Genomic DNA, 20,643 nt, shown 5'->3' with positions numbered 1-20,643 from the left:
CTGTTAGGAGCGCGTCCGGGCACTGGCTCGTTCGCGCTCATCATCTTCCAGCTCCGGCGGGTTCTTCTTTGCCTGCACCATGGCGATGGCTGACTCGAAGATTACCCATACCGCGGCAATCAAGATGATCACGTCAAGCACGAGTAGCAGCCAGTTCTCGGCAGCGTAGAACTGGCCCATCTGAACGATAAGTGCGTAGACGGACATCACCAGCAGGAACAGGAGCGGCACGAGCACGGGAGTGACGGGGCGGCCCTTACGTAGGAGGATCACGGCGATCATCGATAGGGTCAGGCCTGCCAGCAACTGGTTGGTGGTGCCGAACAGCGGCCAGATCAGCATGCCGCCCGCACCGTCTGCGCCTGCGCCGAAGGTCAGGCCCATGGCGATGGCCAGCACAATCACCGTTGCCACCAACTTGTTGATAGTGACTCCCATGATGCTTGCCGCTTCCTGCACGACGAAACGCTGCAGACGGATGCCGGTGTCCATGGTGGTCGCCGCGAAGAGGACAGCCATTGTCGCGAGGATGGTGGCGCTCAGCCCTGCAGGAATACCTAGGCCGCTGTTGACGATGGCGCCGCCGCCTTCAACGAACGCGCCCACCCCACCCTGGCCGAATGCACTGTAGACCTGCTCCCAGTCCGCGATGGTGCGGAAGCCCGCCGTCGTGGCGATGATCGCACCCAGTGCCAGCAGACCCTCTCCAACGGCCCCGAAGTAGCCGACGAAGCGGGCATCCGTCTCCTTATTGAGTTGTTTGGAGGACGTGCCCGAGGAGACGATGCCGTGGAATCCAGAGATCGCTCCGCATGCAATGGTGACGAAGAGCAACGGGATGAGGCTGGGGGTGCCCTCCGGTACGGCCTCATTGAAAGCGGGAGCCACCAGGGTTGGGGCCGAGATCAGGATTGCGCCATAGAGGATGCCGAGGGCGATGAACAACTGGAGGCCGTTGATGTAGTCGCGTGGCTGCAGGAGCATCCAGACGGGCAGGACCGAGGCAACGCCGGCGTAGAGGAACAGAACCACGATCCAGAAGGAGGTGGCCGAGAGTCCGAGGATTGTCTCCGGCAGGACCACCGGGAACTGGTCCCCGATCAGGATCAGGGCGTAAAGGGCGACGACGCCCACAACGGAGACCAACGGGAGGCTCCACTTGAAGCGATAGATGGCCTGACCGATGAGGAGGGCGACGATGATCGCACCCCAGGTAGGTATGACGGCGGTAGGGGTGCTGGTAAGCAGGCCGGAGATCACCACGGCGAATGCGGCATTGACCATGAGCAGCACGAGGAAGATGATCACCAGGAAAAGGTTGCGCCCACGCGGACCAATGTATTTTCCGGAGAGCGACCCGATGGACTGGCCCTTGTGCCGGGATGATGCCCACAGTGCACCTAAGTCATGAGCGCCGGCGAAGAAGACTGTGCCGATGGTCACCCAGAGGAAGGCTGGCATCCAACCCCAGATGACGGCAATGGCGGGGCCCACGATGGGGGCAGCGCCGGCCACCGAGGTGAAGTGGTGGCCCCAGAGGACGTATTTGTTCGTGGGTACGTAATCAACCCCGTCGCTCAGCTCATGAGCAGGAGTGACAAAAGACTCCTGCAATTTGTAGATGCGACGGCCGAGGAACCGTGAGTACAAAAAATACCCAAGGGTCATCATGGCGACGCCAGTCAGCGCAAGGACGACGGAATTCATGACGCTCCGATCTAGTGGGCCCCCAGTGGGTGTGACCTAGACTATATGTATTTTTCGTCGTCGTCGCCAGAAACGTTTACCCGATACTGACGATGGTCAGCTCGGGCCAGAAACGAGGATTTTTGGCGCCGCGCCCCCTACCGAAGCCAAAGTCCCCGGAACATCCTGTTCCGGGGACTTTGCTGTGTGCTGCCCAATTGGCAGGGAAGTTACTCGTGGGTAACATAGTCGTGAGAACTACTGGACGACCAAAAGGACACCCTCATGAGCAAGCCGGTCATCGATGTAAACAACCTGCCGTACGCCGACGGCGACTTTTACTCCTTCGAGGCGCTACTGAGCCAGAAGGAACGAGACCGGCTGGACGAGGTTCGTCAGTTCCTCAACACCGAGGTGAAGCCTCACGCCACTGGATGGTGGAACGAGGCAACCTTCCCACAGCACCTCATCCCGAAGCTCGCCGAACTGGACGTCATGAGCCCCGTTCGCCGCCAGGGCTATTCCAACCTGTTCGCGGGGCTGGTGCACGCCGAATTCACGCGTGCCGACACTTCGATCGCTACCTTCATGGGCGTCCACGATGGCCTGTTCACCGGGTCAATCGAGGAGCTCGCCTCGGAGGAGCAGCAGGAAGCCTGGCTGCCGGACATCTACTCGATGAAGAAGATCGGCGCCTTCGGCCTGACCGAGCCCTTGGGCGGGTCCGACGTAGCAGGCGGCACCCGCACCACGGCCCGCCGTGAGGGTGACAACTGGATCCTCAACGGGGCGAAGCGATGGATCGGCAACGCCACCTTCTCCGACTGGGTGGTCATCTACGCACGGGACCTCGCCGACAACCAGGTCAAGGGATTCCTCGTCGACACCAAGCTCGAGGGCTACCGCGCCACCAAGATCGAAAACAAGATCGCCCTGCGCTCTGTCGAAAACGCTGACATCACTCTGGACAACCTCGTGGTCCACGATGACTTCCACCTGAAGGGTGCCAACAGCTTCAAGGACACGAACAAGGTCCTGAAGGTCACCCGTCTGTCGGTAGCCTGGCAGGCCGTGGGACAGCAGCTTGCAGCGTTCGACGTCGCCCGGCGCTACACGGTTGAACGCCACCAGTTTGGGCGTCCCCTCGCCTCCTTCCAGCTGGTCCAGCAGCAGCTGGTCGAGATGCTGGGCAACACGGTCAGCTCAATGGGCATGATGGTTCGGCTGGCCCAGCTGGAGGACGAAGGTCAGGCCAAGGACGAACAGTCGGCGCTGGCCAAGGCCTTCACCACCGCACGGATGCGGGAGACCGTTGCAATGGGGCGCAGCCTGCTCGGCGGCAACGGCATTGTGACCGACTACGAGATGGCCAAGATCTTCTCCGACGCCGAAGCCGTGTACTCCTACGAGGGAACCCACGAGATCAACACGCTCGTCACGGGCCGTTCGATTACCGGGATCGCCGCGTTCGTCTAATCCGGCGCACCCTTCGTGCCTGACCCCGGTGCCGAACCCTTGCCTAGTACAGGTGAAGGTTCGGCATCAAGGGCCATGCAACGGCAGAAGGACCGACGGTCGACGATCCGTGACGTAGTTCAACGGATTTACATACTCCCCGTCGACCCGCACACCCCAGTGCAGACAGCTCGACGGACAGTGGGAAGTGGCCGCGTGCGAACCGGATCCGTGCGAACCGGATCCGCTAGCGAGAGTGCCGAGCAGTTGCCCCTCCCGGACCACCCGACCGCGGTCCAGGATGGCATTTACCGGTTCGAAGCTGCTGAGCACCCCACCTCCGTGGTCCACCGTGACCACCGGCCGGTCCACGACCCAGCCAGCGAACACCACCCTTCCTGTCGCAGGGCTAAGTATCCGGGCCGCTTCATCCGCCGCCAGATCGACGCCCCGGTGCCCAGGCAGCCACGGCTGCTCCGGGCGATCGAACTGCCTCAAGACCACGGGGGTGGGGGAGAGCGGCCAGCTCCACGGCGGTTCATACTCCTGACCCGACGCTGCTGACGTTGCCAATGTTGTTGTTACTACTGGCACCTGCCGCTGTGCAGGAGCCGACGAACCAGTGAGTGCCAGCGCCGTGACCAGCAACGTCGCCAACAGGGCCAGCCGGTGGAGCCACGATCGCGACGTCATTCCCTCAGTGTTTCCCCGTCCGAGTAGCCGTGGGGTGCCATCGAGAGAAATGTGGGTATCCGCAGCGGGTTACGAGACCCGCCAGCGACCTACCGCCCGCCGCCTCTGGCGCGTCCCGGGTGATGTCAGCCCTGTAGTACACTCGATACAGCAGTTTGCTGCGATTCTGCGTGCCCGGAGAACATCCGGACGGGAATGGATCGCCAGCAGCTGACTACGCGTACTACGTTCCCCCGCAACCCTCATGGAAGCGAAGGGCACGGGTCCAACGGTCCGGACAATCGTCCGGTGCTGGGCCAGTGGGTGAAAACCAACGGGTACCAGGAGTGACGTTCAACCCGAACGGAACACTAGCAACCGTCAACAGGCAGAACAGGCGCTTCGCGCCCTGCCGATAGAAAGGAACGACATGCCAGTCGTTACCATGCGTCAGCTGCTCGACAGCGGCGTACATTTTGGCCACCAGACCCGTCGCTGGAACCCGAAGATGAAGCGCTTTATCTTCACCGAGCGCAACGGCATCTACATCATCGACCTGCAGCAGTCACTGTCCTACATTGACCGCGCATACGAGTTCATCAAGGCCACCGTTGCACACGGCGGAACTGTCCTCTTCGTCGGTACGAAGAAGCAGGCACAGGAAGCCATCGCCGAGCAGGCTACCCGCGTGGGCCAGCCCTACGTCAACCAGCGCTGGCTCGGTGGCATGCTCACCAACTTCCAGACCGTCTCCAAGCGCATCCAGCGCATGAAGGAGCTCGAGGAAATTGACTTCGACGATGTGGCCGGTTCCGGGCACACCAAGAAGGAACTCCTCCTCCTCCGCCGCGAACTCACCAAGCTGGAAACCAACCTCGGTGGTATCCGCAACCTGACCAAGGCTCCCTCGGTCGTGTGGATCGTTGACACGAAGAAGGAACACCTGGCCATCGACGAGGCCAAGAAGCTCGGCATCCCCGTCGTCGCGATCCTCGACACCAACTGCGATCCCGACGAAGTTGATTTCCCGATCCCCGGCAACGATGACGCCATCCGCGCCGTCCACCTGCTGACCCGCGTGGTTGCAGACGCCGTTGCAGAGGGCCTGATCGCCCGTCACAACCGCTCCGGCGGAAACGACGCCGAGGCAGCCGCTGAGCCCATGGCCGAGTGGGAGCGCGAACTGCTGGGCGATAGCTCCACCCCCGCAGCTGACGCTGCACCTGCCGAGGCAGCACCAGCAGCAGAAGAAGCACCAGCAGCAGAAGAAGCACCAGCAGAAGCCGCAACCGAGGAAGCCCCAGCAGCTGAAGAAGCTCCTGCCGCAACCGAGGAAACCCCCGCAGCCGACGAAGCTCCGGCAGCAGACGACAGCAAGTAACTGGATTCGGGGGTGCGGGTGAAAATCCGCACCCCCTTCTCCATGTGCCCGGGCGTCACCGCCTGCAGGCATAGCTCTTCTTAGACACAACATACTTAGGAGTTCATATGGCGAACTACACCGCCGCCGATATCAAGGCCCTCCGCGAGCGCACCGGCGCTGGCATGATGGACGTAAAGAAAGCCCTCGACGAGGCTGACGGCGATGCCGGCAAGGCTATGGAGCTCATCCGCATCAAGGGCCTGAAGGGCGCAACCAAGCGCGAAGGCCGTTCAACCGCAGAGGGCCTCGTGGCAGCCAAGGTCGACGGCAACGTGGGCGTCATGGTTGAGGTCAACTGCGAAACCGACTTCGTGGCCAAGGCTGGCCCCTTCGTCGAGTTCTCGAACAAGGTCCTCGCCGCAGCGATCGAATCCGGCGCTTCCGACGTCGACACCCTCCTTGCGTACACGGTTGACGGCAAGCCCGTCTCCGAGCACGTCATTGAAGCTGGCGCGCTGCTGGGCGAGAAGGTAGCCATCCGCCGCCTGTCGCGCATCGAGGGCAACATTGTTGACGCTTACCTGCACAAGACCTCCAAGGATCTTCCCGCGCAGGTCGGCGTCCTGTTCGCCGTCGAGGGCGAAGGCGACGCAGCCAAGGAAGCCGCTCACGACATCGCGGTTCACATTGCTGCATACTCACCGACGTACCTCGTCCGCGACGACGTACCAGCAGAACTCGTTGAAACCGAACGGCGCATTGCCGACGAGACCGCACGCGCCGAGGGTAAGCCCGAAGCTGCACTGACCAAGATTGTCGAAGGCCGCCTGACGGGCTTCTTCAAGGAGGGTGTGCTCGTGGACCAGGCTTTCGCCAAGGACGCCAAGAAGTCGGTCGCGCAGGTGCTGACCGAAGCCAACGCCAAGCCAAGTGCATTCGCCCGGTTCCGGGTCGGAGCCTAGGTCCGGATAGGCCAGGCAGGTAGTTGAATGAAGGGGTGGTCACCACGGTGACCACCCCTTTTTCCTGCCCTGGCTTCTCGCCAGCGTTTCCCGCGGGGGAGCATTGCCTGCGCCCCCGCAACGTATTCTTTTAGCAACAACCCCACAATTGCCCTGGGAGGCACAATGGACAACCTTGATATGGGCACTCATGACCAGCCAAACCGCCGTCGGGTGCTGCTGAAGCTTTCCGGTGAGGTGTTCGGCGGCGGAAAGCTGGGAGTCGATCCGGAAACCGTACGTTCAGTGGCCAAGCAGATCGCCGCAACGGTCGGGCAGGTCGAAGTGGCCATCGTGGTCGGTGGAGGCAACTTCTTCCGGGGCGCTGAACTGTCGCAAAGCGGGATGGACCGCTCACGCGCCGACTATATGGGCATGCTGGGCACCGTGATGAACTGCCTCGCCCTCCAGGACTTCCTGGAGCAGGCGGGGGTGGAAACCCGGGTACAAAGCGCCATCACCATGGGGCAGGTCGCTGAGGCTTATATTCCGCGCCGGGCCATTCGCCATCTGGAGAAGGGCCGCGTCGTGATCTTCGGTGCCGGTGCCGGCCTGCCGTACTTCTCCACCGACACGGTTGCCGCCCAGCGTGCCCTGGAGGTGCACGCTGACCTGGTGCTCATGGCCAAGAGCGGGGTCGACGGCGTCTACACCGCGGACCCGCACAAGGACCCGACCGCCAAGAAGCTCGAGACCCTCTCCTACGATGAGGCACTCCGCCAGGACATCCGGGTCATGGATCAGACGGCTATGACCATGTGCAAGGACAACGACCTGTCGATGGTCGTCTTCGGCATGGAGGGCGAGGGGAATGTGACCCGGGCGATCCTCGGTGAAAAAATCGGCACCGTCGTCACCACATAGGCGCCCGGCCGCCCTGCCTGCCCTTCCCGGGCGGTCCATGTGAACTAGGATTGAAAACTGAACCGGACAACGCGCGGCTGTAGCCCAGTCGGCGAACAGCTTAGGAGCTACAGTGATCGACGAGACATTGCAAGAGGCCACCCTGAAAATGGACAAGGCTGTGGAAGCGGCGAAAGAGGACTTCGCGACGATCCGCACCGGACGCGCCAACGCCTCGTTGTTCTCCAAAGTCATGGTGAACTACTACGGGGCCCCGACACCGCTCCAGCAGCTGGCCTCATTCCAGAACCCCGAGGCACGGACCCTCCTGATTACCCCCTTCGACCGGGCGGCATTGAACGACATCGAGCGGGCGCTGCGCGACTCCGACGTCGGCGCCAACCCCTCCAACGACGGCAACATCATCCGGGTGGTTCTCCCCGAGCTGACCGAAGAGCGCCGCAAAGAGTACGTCAAGCTGGTCAAGACCAAGGCCGAAGACGCCAAGATTGCGATCCGTAACATCCGCCGCAAGGCCAAGGACGGGATCGACAAGTCAGTGAAGGACGGCGACGCCGGCGAGGACGAGGGGGCACGCGGCGAAAAGGAACTGGATCAGCGCACCAAGTCCCACACCGACATGATTGACGAACTGCTCAAGCGCAAGGAAACCGAGCTGCTTGAGGTCTAATGAGCGACACCCACCACTCCGCTAACACTGGCGGCCCGCCCGCTCCTCAGGTGAAGGCAGGGTCCACAGCAGGCGAGGCGACCCCTGATCACGGGGATGCGTCCGAACCTGACCCGACGGAGCCCGCGGTTGGTGGCCAGCCCGACGCCGGCCCACCGACTGGAGGGCGCGGCTGGCGAGCCCCCGGCACCCGTCAGATCCGACGCCGGACGGGCCGCAAAAAAACGGGCCAGCCGAAGGCGCCCTCGCGGGCCGGGAGGAACCTGCCAGCTGCTACGGCAGTTGGTGTTGCCCTGCTCGGTTCAGTGCTGGGAGGAATTCTCTACCTGCCGCTAGCCTTCGTCGCGATCACCACGGCGTTCGCGCTGGTCGGGGTCTGGGAGGTGTCCCGGGCTCTTGAGGTACGCCAGATCCGGTTGCCGCTGGCCCCCACCATCGGCGCGACCATCGCGCTGCCCTTCGCCGCGTACCTGGGCGGCCCGGAGGCCCTGGCCTACGCCGTCGTCTTCTCCACCACCATCCTTGCGCTGTGGCGGAGTCTCGACCCTACCCCCGACGCCGCCCGATCCATCATGGCCGGGGTCTTCGTGGTGCTCTGGGTGCCGCTGCTCCTCAGTTTCGCGATGCTCCTGCTCCAGGAACCCTCGGGCAAGCTGCTGGTGGCGACCCTGCTCCTGCTGGTGGTTGCCAACGACACGTTCGGCTACCTGGTCGGTGCTTTCTTCGGCAAACACGCGATGGCGCCCAAGATCAGCCCCAAGAAATCCTGGGAAGGCTTCGCCGGATCCGTGGGCGGTGCCGTCGTGGTGGGTATGATCGCCGCCGTCTTCCTGCTGGACCGGCCCTGGTGGTTCGGTCTGATCCTGGCCGTGGCCACGGTGTCCGCAGCGACGGCCGGTGATCTCGCCGAGTCAATGATCAAGCGCGAGCTCGGAGTCAAGGACATGGGCAACATCCTGCCCGGACACGGGGGAATGATGGATCGGCTCGACTCAATCGTGTTTGCCTCCCCGGTTGCCTTCGTGCTGTCGGTTACATTGGTACCGGGTTTCCTCTAACCCAGGGTCGAGAACTTATGAAGGATTCAGAACACCATGGACGAAGCTCGCCAGGGCAGCTCTCCCTTCGCTCGGGTGGGGCGCCGGCAGTACGGGTACAACCTGCGGCAGGTGGACGGCTTCCTGACCCGCACACGGGAGTACTACAACACTGAGGACCCGGCACACGGCCCTGTCACCAGCGCCGACGTCCGCTCCATGGCGTTCGATCCGGCCAAGGGTGGCTACGAGCCCCAGGCCGTTGACGCAGCCCTGGACAGGCTCGAGGACGTTTTCGCGCAGCGGGAGCGGGACCGGGTCATCGAATCCCACGGCGAGGACGCCTGGCTGATGCAGATCGGCCGGTCCGCGGCCGTCCTGCGGGGCAGGTTGCACCGCCCGGCTGGCGACAGGTTCAGGCGGCCCACCAAGAAGAAGACTGCCAGCTACAACGTTGACGACGTCGACGCCCTTTGCGACCGGCTGCGCGGCTACTTCGAAAACGATGTCCCCCTGAGCGTTGACGTCGTCAGGCGCGCCGTCTTCCGGGAGGCGAAGGGCGCCGAAGGCTACGAGGAAAGCCAGGTCGACGCGTTCATGGACCGCGTGGTCGGCCTGATGGCCGCGATCGACTAGATCGGTCTCATCCGGGCGGTTGCACCGGTTCGGGAGTGTGCAACCGGGCGAGGACCCGTGACACGCTTCCCGGAGTCCTGGCAGCAGTGAGCCGGGAGACGATGATGGTCACTGCAAACGCCGCCGGCACCGTCCATAGCGCGGGCTGCTCCAGCCACTCATAGCGGGCAGACTCATCGCCCAGGGCGGCCGCGGTAAGGATTGATCCACCGCACAGCACCGCGCCGGCGAGCATGCCGGAGACTGCCCCCACATCGGTGAGCCCGCGCCACCAGATCCCGAGCAGCAGCAGCGGGCAGATGGTCGATGCCGTGAAGGCGAACACCATGCTGACGCTTCCCGCCAGGGCCAGTGTATTGGTCGCCAGAGCCAGGAGCAGCGGGATCGCCGCAGAAATGACAGCCGCCAGCCGGAACCCCTTGACGCTGCCCTGAAAGAATTCCTGGCTGACCACCCCGGCGAGGGAGACCACCAACCCACTCGTTGTCGACAGGAACGCCGCGAAGGCACCAGCGGTGACCAGGGCCGACAGCAGGTCACCGGCGGTTCCCTCGAAGATCCGGCTTGGCAACAGCAGTACCGTCGCGTCGGCGGCGCCGTCGGCCGCCAGATCCGGGGTGTAGATCCGCCCGAGGATCCCGTACATCGTGGGGAACAGGTAGAACACCGACAAAAGCCCCAGCACGATCAGGGTGGTTCGGCGCGCAGATGCTCCGTCCGGATTGGTGTAGAAACGCACCAGCACGTGTGGCAGACCGAGGGTCCCGAAGAGCAGTGCGATGACCAACGAGATGTTGCGGTACAGCGAGGCGTCGCCGCCGAGGTTCAGTTCGGCCGCGAACACCGCACCGGAGTCGGTGATCGGGCTGCCGTCGGCGGTCAGCCGCAGCAGGATGAACACTATCGGCACCGCTAGTGCAGTGAGTTTGAGCCAGTACTGGAAGGCCTGGACAAAGGTGATGGAGCGCATCCCTCCGGTGACAACGCTCAGGCACACCACGACGACCACCGCGACGGCGCCCACCCATGGCGGCAGGCCCGTGGTGATCTGGACGGTGAGGGCCGCGCCGTGCAGTTGCGGCACGATGTACAGCCAGCCGACGACGACGACAAGGAGGCTGGTCACGCGCCTGACCATCAACGATTCCAGGCGGGCCTCGGCGAAGTCGGGGATCGTGTACGCACCGGACCGGCGCAGGGGAGCGGCAACGAAGAGCAGCAGCATCAGGTATCCGGCGGTGTAACCGATCGGGAACCAGAGGGCGTCGACGCCGGAGATCAGGATCAGTCCGGCCACGCCGAGGAAGCTCGCCGCCGACAGATATTCGCCGCCGATCGCCGACGCATTCCACCAGGGGCGAACCGTGCGGGAGGCGACATAGAAGTCACCGGTGGTCCGCGAGATCCGCAACCCGTAGATCCCGATCAGCACGGTGCTCAGCGAAACCAGGGTCAACGCAACATAGCCGACCACCGGATTGAGTTCGGCGTTCACAACCTACTCCTCATCGACCAGGTCCCTGAAGCGCATCTCGTTGCGGGACGCACTGCGCACATAGAGGGCAGCGCAGCTGATGACCAGCGGGTATACCCCCACCCCCAGCAGCAGCCAGGGCACCGGTACCGTAAAGACTGACAGGTCGCCGATCTGCGGGAAAACGGCCAGCAGCAACGGAATGCTGATCAGGATGACCAGGAAACCCGACGCCACCACGACGGCCAGCCGGAACTGCGAGCGGATCAGCGACCTGACAAACAGTTCTCCCACCTCCGATTGCTCGGCCATTTCCCGGGTCACCGGGTAGGAGCCGGGGTGCAGCCGGGCTGCGCTACGCGGCGCCGTCACCCGGACCCGCTGGGGTGGACCCTCAGCGGGGTTCACGGGGTCCACCTCACTGCTGCCGGGGCCGGAGGCGGGTCGCTTCAAGCTTGTCCCGCACCACGGGCAGATGCCGGCGGCTGACAGGAAGCTCGGCGTCGCCCACCAGCAGGGACGCCCGGCCGGCACCAATCTTGACCTGCTGGACCTGGTTCATCGCCACCAGATAGGAGCGGTGGATGCGCAGGAAGCCCGCCTCGGCCCACTGGTGTTCCAGGTCGTTCAGGGGAATCCGGATCAGGTAGCTCGACTCGGCGGTGTGCAGCCGGGCGTAGTCACCCTGTGCCTGGACATAGCGGACCTCGTCTCGTCTGATCATCCGGCTGATGCCGCCCTGGTCAACGGTGATCACGTCGGGTGCGGCGGCGGTGCCATCCTTGCCCGCCTCGATAAGTTCGCAAATCCGCCGCACCGATTCGGCGAGGCGTTCCATCCGGACCGGCTTGAGCAGGTAGTCGACCGCACGGAGGTCGAACGCCTCCAGTGCCCTGTCCTCGTCGGCGGTTACGAAGACGACGGCGGGCGGCCGGCTGAACCGCGAGATCACCCGGGCAATGTCCAGGCCCGAGAGGGCAGGCATGTGGATGTCCAGGAACAGGGCATCAACGTCGTGGGTCTCCAGAGCGCGCAGCGCCTCGGCGCCGCTCGACGCGCGGTGGATGGTACCGATCCGGGCATCCTTGGCGAGCAGAAAAGCCAGTTCCTCGACTGCGGGGAGCTCATCGTCGGCGATGACAACATTGACCATGCGCTCCAGATTACGCGTCCCACCGGCCCACCGGGTGACCGACGTGCTCAGGTGTGGTGGTCGGGTTGCGACTTCGGGATCCGCAGGGTGATCATGGTTCCCGCACCGACCGCTGTGTCGATAGTGAGCCCGTGGTCCTCGCCGTAGACCTGGCGCAGCCGCTGATCCACGTTCCGTAGACCCACGTGCACCCCTTCGGTACGCCCGGCCAGGACCGAACGCAGATAGTCGGGGTCGATCCCCACGCCGTCGTCCTCGATGGTGACCTCGGCGAACGCGCCGGCGTCGTGGGCAGTGATGGTGATGTGGCCCCTCCCATCAGTGGATTCCAGACCATGGCGGACCGCGTTCTCCACCAGGGGTTGCAGGCTGAGGAAAGGAATCACTGTGCTCAACACCTCGGGGCCAATCTCCAGGCTGACCTTCAGCCGGTCCCCGAACCGAGCCCGCTCCAACAGCAGGTACCGGTCGATCGACTTCAGTTCCTCGGCAACCGTGGTGAAGTCGCCGTGCCGCCGGAAGGAGTACCTGGTGAAATCGGCGAACTCCACCACCAGCTCCCGGGCTCGGGTCGGATCGGTGTTGATGAAGGACGCGATGGCGTTCAGGGAGTTGTAGATGAAGTGGGGGCTGATCTGGGCGCGCAGTGCGCGTACCTCAGCTTCCATCAGTAGTGTCCTGGAGGAGTCGAGCTCGGCGAGCTCCACCTGGGTGGACACCCAGCCGGCCACTTCATTGGCGGCACGCACCAGCCCCGCATTCACATAGGGCGCGAACGCACCCACGGTGCCCACCACCCGGTTGTCGACCCGGATGGGTGAGATCACCAGCTGTCCGTCGCCGGGGACCGCGCCGGGGTCGCCAAGCTGGGCCTCCCTGAAAATCTGGGTGCGGCCGCTGGCGAGCACCTGCTGCACCAGCTCCATGATCTGGGCGGGCTGCTCCCGGCCGCCGTCCCAGGCGAGTACCGCATTCTCGTCGGTCATCAGGAGGGTGTCACACCGCAGGAGGCTCCGCAGATGCTTGCTGGCCTTTGACGCCCCGGCGGCGGTCAGGCCGGCACGGAGATGCTCCGAGGCGAGCGCCGCAGTATGGAGGGTGGCGTAGGTGGCACGGTCGGCGTCGGATCCTAGATCGCGGTAGGACCGGGAGAGTTTGAATCCCAGGCCCGCGACCACCGCGATCGTGAGGACAACAATGGCGCCCACCAGGGCGGTGTCGACGGCGGTGCTGAACATTGCTCTACAGTAGCCGTCGGCGGCGCTCCCCAGCGGCTCCTGGGGCTTCCATTCGCCGCAGGAGGTGGCCGCTCACCGCAAGTGAGTGTTCACTGGGCGATGAGCGGTCCTGCGGTATTGGAGAACTGCGCCCGGAGGGCCCATGGTGATGGGAGTCACACCTTTACGCGACCGATGCAACTCCTGGACCCTTCGGAGTCGGCCTGGCGCGGAAGACGTTCTCAACGAGGAGGAATCATGGCTACCGAGCCATCGCCGCCGGACGCTCATACAGCAGCGCCCGTCGACTTCACCGCATATCAGCAGAATCCCCAGTTCAAGGAGCTACGGAAGCGCCACCGCAGCTTCGTTTTCCCAATGGCGGTCTTCTTTCTGCTCTGGTATTTCCTGTATGTACTGCTGGCGTCCTACGCCACCGACTTCATGTCGACCCCGGTCTGGGGAAACATCAACATCGGCCTGATCATGGGGCTGCTGCAGTTCGTCACCACCTTCGCCATCACCATGGGGTACGTCACCTACGCCAACCGGAAGCTGGACCCGATCGCCGCGGACATCCGCCACGAGCTTGAGGTCACCGCACCGGAGATCTTCGTCGAAAAGCCAGGAGCGAACAAATGATGCCGCTGTCCCTGCCGATGCAGACGGTCGAGAGCACCCAGGTTGGTGAGCCGTGGCTGAACATGACCATTTTCGGTCTGTTCGTCGCCGTCACCCTGGTGATCGTGCTCCGGGCAAGCCGTAATACCAAGACCGCCGCCGACTACTACGCGGCCGGCCGGTCCTTCAGCGGACCGCAGAACGGTACCGCCATTGCGGGCGACTACCTGTCGGCGGCGTCGTTCCTCGGCATCGTCGGTGCCATCGCCATCAACGGCTACGACGGCTTCCTCTACTCCATCGGCTTCCTCGTCGCCTGGCTGGTAGCGCTGCTGCTCGTCGCCGAACTGCTGCGCAACACGGGCAAGTTCACCATGGCCGACGTCCTGTCGTTCCGGCTGCGCCAGCGTCCGGTGCGCATTGCTGCCGCCATCACCACCCTTGCCGTCTGCTTCTTCTACCTGCTGGCGCAGATGGCCGGCGCGGGCGGACTGGTGTCGCTTCTGCTGGGAATCGACGACCGGATCGGCCAGTCCCTGGTGATCACCGTCGTCGGCGGGCTGATGATCGTCTATGTACTGATCGGCGGCATGAAGGGCACCACCTGGGTGCAGATCATCAAGGCCGTCATGCTGATCACCGGCGCGTTCGTGATGACCATCTGGGTCCTCGCAATCCACAACTTCAACCTGTCCACCCTGCTCGGTGCCGCGATGGAGACCGCGGGCAACCCCGAGATCATCAACCCGGGCCTTCAGTACGGGGTCAGCTCCACGTCGCAGCTGGACTTCGTCTCGCTCGCCCTGGCGCTGGTCCTCGGTACGGCTGCACTGCCTCACGTCCTGATGCGGTTCTACACGGTGCCGACTGCCAAGGAAGCCCGCCGCTCAGTGGTGTGGGCCATTTGGCTCATCGGCGGGTTCTACCTGTTCACCCTGGTGCTCGGTTACGGTGCAGGTGCCCTCATCGGCGCCGACCGCATCACCGCCGCCCCCGGTGGAGTCAACTCGGCGGCACCGCTGCTCGCGTTCGAACTGGGCGGACCAATCCTGCTCGGCGTGATTTCGGCGGTCGCCTTCGCCACCATCCTCGCGGTGGTTGCCGGACTGACGATCACCGCAGCGGCATCCTTCGCCCACGACATCTACGCGAACGTGATCCGCAAGGGCAACCTTGACCCCGACGGTGAGGTGAAGGTGGCACGACGCACCGTCGTCGTCATCGGGATCCTGTCCATCCTTGGCGGCATCGGCGCCCAGGGGCAGAACATCGCCTTCCTGGTCGCCCTGGCCTTCGCTGTCGCAGCCAGTGCCAACCTGCCCACCATCCTCTACTCGCTCTTCTGGAAGCGCTTCAACACCCAGGGTGCAATCTGGAGCATGTACGGCGGACTTGGGTCGGCAATGCTGCTCATCGCCTTCTCGCCGGTTGTCTCGGGCCGGGAAACCTCGATGATCCAGGGCGCCGACTTCGTCCTGTTCCCGCTGAACAACCCGGGCATCGTTTCCATCCCGCTCGCGTTCTTCCTCGGCTGGCTGGGTAGCGTCCTGGCCAAGACCACCGAGGATCCGCAGAAGCAGGCGGAAATGGAAGTCAGGTCCCTTACCGGGGTCGGCGCGGAAAAGGCCACCGAACACTAGGTCGGTCTTCGCGGACGTCTCACTGGCAACAGGCCGGTCCGATACCTTTCGGACCGGCCTGTTGCTCTGCGTGGGGGCTTAGCTTGACCCTGTTGCTATGGGCGGGCTAGCTTGCTCCGGGTGGGGGCCTAGCTTGAGGCCCGGGGGCCCCGTTCCAGCAGCGGCTCCACCCGGAAGGGGACCAGCTCGCCCATGGCCAGGGAGGTGTCGCACCGTTCCACGCCGTCACAGCCGAGGATTTTTCCGTTGATCCTGAACAGGTCCTCCGCGTCGGCACAGACCACCCTGACCAGGATGTCGGCTTGGCCGGTCAGCCCGTAGGCTTCCAGCACTTCGGGGATGCCGGCGAGCTGCTCGGTGATGGTCGCCAGCTTCTGCTGCTGCACATGCACGTGAATAAACGCCATCAACGGGTAGCCGAGCGCAACCGGATTGATCCGACGCTCGAAGGAGAGGAACACCGACTTCTTCTCCAGTTGGGCCATCCGAGCCTGCACCGTATTGCGCGATAGCCCCAACTTCTGGGCCAGCGCCACCACCGTGCGTCGCGGGTCTTTCGCCAGCGCAATCAGGAGGCGGGTGTCGGTGGAATCCAAGGGTTGCATAATGCGCAATGCTAACACGGCCGCCGTCGTCAATATCGGGCATTCTGCTCAGTCAAACGAAGATCGGTTGTGCTCGATGGGCCCTGTGAGTAGGGTCACAGTATCTTTGGGTAAAGACGCCCAGGGGTCAAGGTCGGGCCAGTCGAACGGATCCCAAGCGATCCGTTCACGGTCAAGACCCAATCGATGAAGGTTGTGTAATTGTGCCTCTGAATGACACCGCTTCCGCCGGGGAAGACACGCTGATCCAGCTCCTCTCGCCCTCGGGTGTCCGGCGGGAGAACAGTGACTACGACCGGTGGGTCGCCGACGTCGATGGCCCAGCGCTGCAGGCGTTGTACGAGGACATGGTGGTGGTCCGCCGGATTGATGCCGAGGCGACCGCGCTGCAGCGGCAGGGCGAACTGGCCCTCTGGCCGCCGCTGCTGGGGCAGGAGGCAGCCCAGATCGGCTCCGGCCGCGCGCTCCGCGAGGACGACTTTGTCTTCTCCAGCTACCGGGAGAACGCCGTCGCCTACTGCCGGGGAGTGGATTTCACCGACATCCTGCGGGTGTGGCGGGGCAACGCCTCCTCGGGCTGGGATCCCTTCACCATCAACATGGCCACCCCCCAGGTCATCATCGGCGCTCAGACCCTGCACGCCACCGGGTACGCGATGGGCATCCAGAACGACGGCGCCGACTCGGTGGCCGTCACCTACTTCGGGGATGGCGCCACCAGCCAGGGCGATGTCAACGAGGCAATGGTCTTCGCTGCCAGCTACCAGGCACCGGTCATCTTCTTCTGCCAGAACAACCACTGGGCAATCTCCGAGCCCGTGGGCCTGCAGGCTCACGTTCCGATCGCCAACCGGGCCCCCGGGTTCGGCATCCCCTCGGTGCGCGTCGACGGCAACGACGTGCTGGCCTGCCTGGCGGTCACCCGGCAGGCGCTGAACCGGGCCAGGACCGGCGGGGGACCGAGCTTCATCGAAGCCGTCACCTACCGGATGGGACCCCACACCACCGCCGATGATCCCACCAAGTACCGTGACGCCAACGAACTGGAGGACTGGGCGGCGAAGGACCCAATTTCCCGGTTGGCAACACTGCTCCAGTCGATGGGCCTGATGACCGACGAATTCGTGGCGGCGGTGAACACGAAGGCGGCCGAGGTCGCAGCGAAGCTCCGCTCTGGCTGCATCGAAATGCCCGAGCCCGAGCCGATGGACGTCTTCAAACACGTCTACAGCACCCCCAACTCCTGGCTGGACCGTCAGCAGGAGAACTATGGCCGTTATCTCGCCACCTTTGAGTCGGACCCCGCAGCCACGGAAGGAAGCCACTAATGTCCACCATGACATTCGGCCGGGCCATCAACGCCGGCCTGCGCAGGGCAATGGAACACGACCCGAAGGTGATCCTCATGGGCGAGGACATCGGCAAGCTGGGTGGCGTTTTCAGGATCACCGAGGGGCTGCAGAAGGACTTCGGCGAGCACCGGGTGCTGGACACTCCGCTGGCGGAATCGGCCATCATGGGGACCGCCGTCGGGATGGCCTACCGCGGCTACCGCCCCGTGGTCGAAATCCAGTTCGACGGGTTCATCTACCCGGCCTTCGACCAGATAGTCTGTCAGGTCGCCAAGCTTCACTACCGCACCCAGGGTGCCGTGAAGATGCCCATCACCATCCGGGTGCCGTTTGGTGGCGGCATCGGGTCGCCCGAGCATCACTCGGAATCGCCCGAAGCCTATTTCACCCACACCTCGGGCCTGAGGGTCATCAGCGTCTCCAATCCACAGGACGCGTACACGATGATCCAGCAGGCCATCGCCAGCGATGACCCCGTCCTGTACTTCGAGCCGAAGCGGCGGTACCACGCCAGGGGCGAGGTGGATGAGTCGGTCGACCTCGCAGCGACCTCCATGGAAGACGCCCATGTGGTTTCCCCGGGAAGCGACGTCACCCTGGTGACCTACGGCCCGCTGGTTCCTACCGCGCGGGACGCAGCGATCGCCGCGTCCGACGACGGGCTGTCAGTGGAGGTCATCGACCTGCGGTCGCTGGCCCCGATCGACTTCGCGACGATCGAGGCGTCGGTGCGGAAGACCGGCCGGTTGGTGATCACCCACGAGGCGGCACAGTCGGGTGGGCTGGGCGCGGAAATCGCGGCCAGCATCACCGAGCGCTGCTTCAACTATCTGGAGCACGCACCGGTCCGGGTAACCGGCTTCGACATCCCGTACCCGTACTCCAAACTGGAATTCCATCACCTGCCCGACCTGGATCGGATTCTCGACGGCGTGGACCGCGTCATGGGACGACCCAATTCGCTGAGCGGGCTCGAAAGGTAGTGGCAACTGTGATTAAGGAATTCAGGCTCCCCGACCTGGGCGAGGGACTGACCGAGTCGGAAATTGTGAGCTGGCATGTCGCCGAGGGCGACATCGTCGAGCTGAACCAGATCATTGCCGACGTGGAGACCGCCAAGGCGGTGGTGGAACTACCATCACCCTACGCAGGGGTGGTGGCGCGGTTGCATGAGCAGCCAGGCACCGTAGTGGAAGTCGGTGCCCCGATCATCTCGTTCGATGTTCAGTCGGTCGGTGGCTCCGATAGTGGGGGAGCAGGTGTTGGTGGCCCCGCCGCAGCGGATTCCGATGGTGCGGGCGGTGGCGACGACGGTGCCCCTGCCAAACGCGAGCCCAACCTCGTGGGTTATGGTGCCGCGGTCGAAAAGGGTGGACGGCCTTCCCGGCGCCCCCGTGGCGGGTCTGCCGGTGCTTCACCGGCATCCGCGGCGTCGGCATCCGCGGCGTCGGCACCAGTGGAGCCGACGGCAGTGGAGCCGGCGGCCCCAGAGCAACCAATGCCAGCACCAATGCCAGCACCGAAGCCAGCACCGGAGCCGGCATCAGCGCCAGCAGCACCTGTTGCGCCGGAGCCGGCGTCAGCTGTCGCGCCGGAGTCGGCAGGCACAGCAGCCCCGGAGCGGCCCCGCTCCACGCCGCCGGTGCGGAAACTTGCGCGTGATCTTGGGGTTGAGTTGGCATCGGTCACCGGGACCGGGCCGAACGGCCTGATCACCCGCGAGGATGTGCTCTCGGCGGCGGACAGCGACCAGGGAGCGACCTCCGGCATCGTCGGATCCGAGGCAGCGCCCCAGCCGCCCGCGACCCTTGGGCACCGTGAAACCAGGACCCCGATCAAGGGAATGCGCAAGCACACCGCGGCTGCGATGGTCGCCAGCGCGTTCACCGCACCGCACGTCACCGAGTTCCTGACCATCGACGTCACCCCCACCATGGACCTGGTGGCACGTTTGAAGGCCAGCAGGGCTTTCGCCGACGTGAAGATCACCCCGCTGACCCTCGTGGCCAAGGCGTTGTGCATTGCCGTGGACCGCAACCCCACGGTCAATACCCGCTGGGACGAGGCGGGCGCCGAGATCGTGCAGCATCACTATGTGAACCTGGGGATTGCCGCAGCCACCCCGCGCGGGCTGATGGTGCCCAACCTCAAGGACGCCGACCGGATGTCCCTGCTGGAGCTCGCCCGGGCCCTGACCACGCTGACCGAGACGGCCCGCGCCGGGAAAACCAGTCCGTCGGACCTCTCGGGTGGCACCATCTCCATCACCAATGTGGGAGTGTTCGGGATCGACGCCGGAACACCGATCCTCAACCCGGGGGAGGCGGCCATCCTCGCGATGGGTGCCGTGCGACGGACGCCGTGGGAATATCAGGGCGACATTGCGTTGCGCTCGGTGATGACGCTCAGCCTGTCGTTCGACCATCGCCTGGTGGATGGCGAGCAGGGGTCACGCTTCCTCGCCGACATCGGCACGATCCTGTCCGATCCCGGGATGGTCCTGACGATGATCTAGTGGACCGGGCGGGGCCCTCAGGGGCGCCGCCGGGTCGAGAATTCGCAGGGGTACGCCTGATCCGGTGAGCAAGGTGGACCGGGCGGGTCAACCTGGGCAATCGTGGCCGGCCTTTCCCTCACCGAGGTCGAGGTTGCTGCGGATGGTCCAGGTTGCTCACCGGCGTCTACCGCTAGCGGAGTTCGAGAACCAGTTCCTTGACGACGGCGCCGCGGGCATTGGCGAATCCCTGGACCTCACCGATGTGCTCGAAGCCGTAGCGTTCGAGGATCCTGATGGAGTTGACGTTGTCCACCACGGCGCGTGCCCGGATAGGCCGGTCAGTGAACTCCTCGAGGAATAGCCCCACGGCTGCCGTCGTAATGCCCTGACCCCAGCGGGCCTTGTCGATCCAGTAGCTGATCTCGGGGGTCTCGTCGTTGCGGTACGCAAGGATGCTTCCCACAACAACGCCGTCGTTGAGGATGGTGCGCACGGTGATCTGGGGGTCGTTCAGGATGTTCTGCCAGTGGTGATTGAACACCCCACGGTCTGCGGGGTTCTTGGCCGTGAACGCAGCCATGTGGTTGGCGCTGGGATCGAGCTGATGGGTGAAAAACTCGTCCAGGTCGGAGGGTTCAACGGCGCGTAGTGAAGTCACATCGAACTTTCGGTTAGGTGTCGGGTAGAAACAGGTTACTAG

20 protein-coding genes are annotated in these 20,643 nt (G+C 64.3%); 12 read left to right on the top strand and 8 right to left on the bottom strand.

Annotated features, from left to right (window positions below; all coding sequences use genetic code 11):
- Positions 1 to 3: 3 nt before the first annotated feature.
- Positions 4 to 1,707 carry a carbon starvation protein A gene (locus H4V95_RS13425; RefSeq protein WP_209730855.1) on the bottom strand — a complete coding sequence of 568 codons (1,704 nt, stop codon included), beginning with the start codon at positions 1,705 to 1,707 and terminating at the stop codon, positions 4 to 6.
- A 264-nt stretch (positions 1,708 to 1,971) separates the two neighbouring features.
- On the opposite strand from H4V95_RS13425, the gene H4V95_RS13420 reads away from it, so the two are divergent.
- Positions 1,972 to 3,162, top strand: a complete 1,191-nt coding sequence (locus H4V95_RS13420) for an acyl-CoA dehydrogenase family protein (protein WP_196866354.1) — start codon at positions 1,972 to 1,974, stop codon at positions 3,160 to 3,162.
- A gap of 66 nt (positions 3,163 to 3,228) precedes the next feature.
- Here H4V95_RS13420 and H4V95_RS13415 read toward each other — a convergent pair whose 3' ends face one another.
- Positions 3,229 to 3,834: a murein hydrolase activator EnvC gene (locus H4V95_RS13415; RefSeq protein ID WP_209730854.1), complete on the bottom strand. Its 606-nt coding sequence runs from the start codon at positions 3,832 to 3,834 to the stop codon at positions 3,229 to 3,231.
- Positions 3,835 to 4,243: 409 nt separating this feature from the next.
- Between H4V95_RS13415 and rpsB the strand changes: the two genes are divergently transcribed.
- The 6 genes from rpsB (at position 4,244) to H4V95_RS13385 (ending at position 9,384) form a co-directional block, all read left to right on the top strand.
- Positions 4,244 to 5,194 (top strand): 30S ribosomal protein S2, encoded by a 951-nt coding sequence (gene rpsB / locus H4V95_RS13410; RefSeq protein WP_209730853.1) that lies wholly within the window; start codon positions 4,244 to 4,246, stop codon positions 5,192 to 5,194.
- A 107-nt stretch (positions 5,195 to 5,301) separates the two neighbouring features.
- Positions 5,302 to 6,138 carry a translation elongation factor Ts gene (tsf, locus tag H4V95_RS13405; RefSeq protein ID WP_171586280.1) on the top strand — a complete coding sequence of 279 codons (837 nt, stop codon included), beginning with the start codon at positions 5,302 to 5,304 and terminating at the stop codon, positions 6,136 to 6,138.
- Positions 6,139 to 6,303: 165 nt separating this feature from the next.
- Entirely contained in the window at positions 6,304 to 7,041 is a 738-nt protein-coding gene (pyrH, locus tag H4V95_RS13400) for a UMP kinase (RefSeq protein ID WP_196866351.1), read from the top strand.
- A gap of 112 nt (positions 7,042 to 7,153) precedes the next feature.
- Positions 7,154 to 7,711: a ribosome recycling factor gene (gene frr / locus H4V95_RS13395; protein WP_196866350.1), complete on the top strand. Its 558-nt coding sequence runs from the start codon at positions 7,154 to 7,156 to the stop codon at positions 7,709 to 7,711.
- The gene (locus H4V95_RS13390; protein WP_245345704.1) at positions 7,711 to 8,769 is read left to right on the top strand and encodes a phosphatidate cytidylyltransferase; all 1,059 of its coding nucleotides are present in this window, start codon (positions 7,711 to 7,713) and stop codon (positions 8,767 to 8,769) included. The genes frr and H4V95_RS13390 overlap by 1 nt, the downstream gene beginning before the upstream one ends.
- Before the next feature lie 36 nt (positions 8,770 to 8,805).
- On the top strand, positions 8,806 to 9,384 hold the full coding sequence (locus H4V95_RS13385; RefSeq protein ID WP_196866349.1) for a DivIVA domain-containing protein: 579 nt from the start codon (positions 8,806 to 8,808) through the stop codon (positions 9,382 to 9,384).
- Positions 9,385 to 9,391: 7 nt separating this feature from the next.
- Here H4V95_RS13385 and H4V95_RS13380 read toward each other — a convergent pair whose 3' ends face one another.
- From H4V95_RS13380 to H4V95_RS13365, 4 genes are read right to left on the bottom strand one after another with little or no spacing between them, the layout of a single operon-like run.
- On the bottom strand, positions 9,392 to 10,879 hold the full coding sequence (locus H4V95_RS13380; RefSeq protein ID WP_196866348.1) for a cation acetate symporter: 1,488 nt from the start codon (positions 10,877 to 10,879) through the stop codon (positions 9,392 to 9,394).
- A gap of 3 nt (positions 10,880 to 10,882) precedes the next feature.
- Positions 10,883 to 11,266: a hypothetical protein gene (locus H4V95_RS13375; RefSeq protein WP_312884038.1), complete on the bottom strand. Its 384-nt coding sequence runs from the start codon at positions 11,264 to 11,266 to the stop codon at positions 10,883 to 10,885.
- Between the two features lie 10 nt (positions 11,267 to 11,276).
- Entirely contained in the window at positions 11,277 to 12,011 is a 735-nt protein-coding gene (locus H4V95_RS13370) for a LytTR family DNA-binding domain-containing protein (protein WP_196866347.1), read from the bottom strand.
- 47 nt (positions 12,012 to 12,058) lie between these two features.
- Entirely contained in the window at positions 12,059 to 13,249 is a 1,191-nt protein-coding gene (locus H4V95_RS13365) for a sensor histidine kinase (protein ID WP_196866346.1), read from the bottom strand.
- A 237-nt stretch (positions 13,250 to 13,486) separates the two neighbouring features.
- Between H4V95_RS13365 and H4V95_RS13360 the strand changes: the two genes are divergently transcribed.
- Positions 13,487 to 13,870 (top strand): DUF485 domain-containing protein, encoded by a 384-nt coding sequence (locus H4V95_RS13360; protein WP_196866345.1) that lies wholly within the window; start codon positions 13,487 to 13,489, stop codon positions 13,868 to 13,870.
- On the top strand, positions 13,867 to 15,489 hold the full coding sequence (locus H4V95_RS13355) for a cation acetate symporter (RefSeq protein WP_196866344.1): 1,623 nt from the start codon (positions 13,867 to 13,869) through the stop codon (positions 15,487 to 15,489). The genes H4V95_RS13360 and H4V95_RS13355 overlap by 4 nt, the downstream gene beginning before the upstream one ends.
- 128 nt (positions 15,490 to 15,617) lie before the next feature.
- On the opposite strand, the gene H4V95_RS13350 is transcribed toward H4V95_RS13355, so the two are convergent.
- Entirely contained in the window at positions 15,618 to 16,094 is a 477-nt protein-coding gene (locus H4V95_RS13350) for an Lrp/AsnC family transcriptional regulator (RefSeq protein ID WP_196866343.1), read from the bottom strand.
- Between the two features lie 203 nt (positions 16,095 to 16,297).
- Between H4V95_RS13350 and pdhA the strand changes: the two genes are divergently transcribed.
- The 3 genes from pdhA to H4V95_RS13335 are packed head-to-tail and all read left to right on the top strand — an operon-like array spanning position 16,298 to position 19,961.
- Complete coding sequence (gene pdhA / locus H4V95_RS13345) at positions 16,298 to 17,422, top strand: pyruvate dehydrogenase (acetyl-transferring) E1 component subunit alpha (RefSeq protein ID WP_196866342.1); 1,125 nt, start codon at positions 16,298 to 16,300, stop codon at positions 17,420 to 17,422.
- Complete coding sequence (locus tag H4V95_RS13340; protein WP_196866341.1) at positions 17,422 to 18,429, top strand: alpha-ketoacid dehydrogenase subunit beta; 1,008 nt, start codon at positions 17,422 to 17,424, stop codon at positions 18,427 to 18,429. Before pdhA ends, H4V95_RS13340 begins: the two co-directional genes overlap by 1 nt.
- An 8-nt stretch (positions 18,430 to 18,437) precedes the next feature.
- The gene (locus tag H4V95_RS13335; RefSeq protein WP_209730852.1) at positions 18,438 to 19,961 is read left to right on the top strand and encodes a dihydrolipoamide acetyltransferase family protein; all 1,524 of its coding nucleotides are present in this window, start codon (positions 18,438 to 18,440) and stop codon (positions 19,959 to 19,961) included.
- Positions 19,962 to 20,133: 172 nt separating this feature from the next.
- On the opposite strand, the gene H4V95_RS13330 is transcribed toward H4V95_RS13335, so the two are convergent.
- A complete protein-coding gene (locus tag H4V95_RS13330; protein ID WP_196866340.1) occupies positions 20,134 to 20,601 on the bottom strand; it encodes a GNAT family N-acetyltransferase in 468 nt (155 codons plus the stop codon).
- Between the last annotated feature and the right edge of the window lie 42 nt (positions 20,602 to 20,643).

It is taken from the genome of Arthrobacter sp. CAN_C5, from assembly GCF_017875735.1.
Lineage (GTDB): Bacteria > Actinomycetota > Actinomycetes > Actinomycetales > Micrococcaceae > Arthrobacter_D.
This window is presented reverse-complemented; position numbering and strand designations above follow the sequence as displayed.

What these genes read in the sequence shown, in the direction of transcription:
- H4V95_RS13425 (WP_209730855.1), bottom strand. Translation starts at nt 1,707, where the DNA reads ATGAATTCCGTCGTCCTTGCGCTGACTGGCGTCGCCATGATGACCCTT.
- H4V95_RS13420 (WP_196866354.1), top strand. Translation starts at nt 1,972, where the DNA reads ATGAGCAAGCCGGTCATCGATGTAAACAACCTGCCGTACGCCGACGGC.
- H4V95_RS13415 (WP_209730854.1), bottom strand. Translation starts at nt 3,834, where the DNA reads ATGACGTCGCGATCGTGGCTCCACCGGCTGGCCCTGTTGGCGACGTTG.
- rpsB (WP_209730853.1), top strand. Translation starts at nt 4,244, where the DNA reads ATGCCAGTCGTTACCATGCGTCAGCTGCTCGACAGCGGCGTACATTTT.
- tsf (WP_171586280.1), top strand. Translation starts at nt 5,302, where the DNA reads ATGGCGAACTACACCGCCGCCGATATCAAGGCCCTCCGCGAGCGCACC.
- pyrH (WP_196866351.1), top strand. Translation starts at nt 6,304, where the DNA reads ATGGACAACCTTGATATGGGCACTCATGACCAGCCAAACCGCCGTCGG.
- H4V95_RS13390 (WP_245345704.1), top strand. Translation starts at nt 7,711, where the DNA reads ATGAGCGACACCCACCACTCCGCTAACACTGGCGGCCCGCCCGCTCCT.
- H4V95_RS13385 (WP_196866349.1), top strand. Translation starts at nt 8,806, where the DNA reads ATGGACGAAGCTCGCCAGGGCAGCTCTCCCTTCGCTCGGGTGGGGCGC.
- H4V95_RS13370 (WP_196866347.1), bottom strand. Translation starts at nt 12,011, where the DNA reads ATGGTCAATGTTGTCATCGCCGACGATGAGCTCCCCGCAGTCGAGGAA.
- H4V95_RS13365 (WP_196866346.1), bottom strand. Translation starts at nt 13,249, where the DNA reads ATGTTCAGCACCGCCGTCGACACCGCCCTGGTGGGCGCCATTGTTGTC.
- H4V95_RS13360 (WP_196866345.1), top strand. Translation starts at nt 13,487, where the DNA reads ATGGCTACCGAGCCATCGCCGCCGGACGCTCATACAGCAGCGCCCGTC.
- H4V95_RS13355 (WP_196866344.1), top strand. Translation starts at nt 13,867, where the DNA reads ATGATGCCGCTGTCCCTGCCGATGCAGACGGTCGAGAGCACCCAGGTT.
- H4V95_RS13350 (WP_196866343.1), bottom strand. Translation starts at nt 16,094, where the DNA reads ATGCAACCCTTGGATTCCACCGACACCCGCCTCCTGATTGCGCTGGCG.
- H4V95_RS13340 (WP_196866341.1), top strand. Translation starts at nt 17,422, where the DNA reads ATGTCCACCATGACATTCGGCCGGGCCATCAACGCCGGCCTGCGCAGG.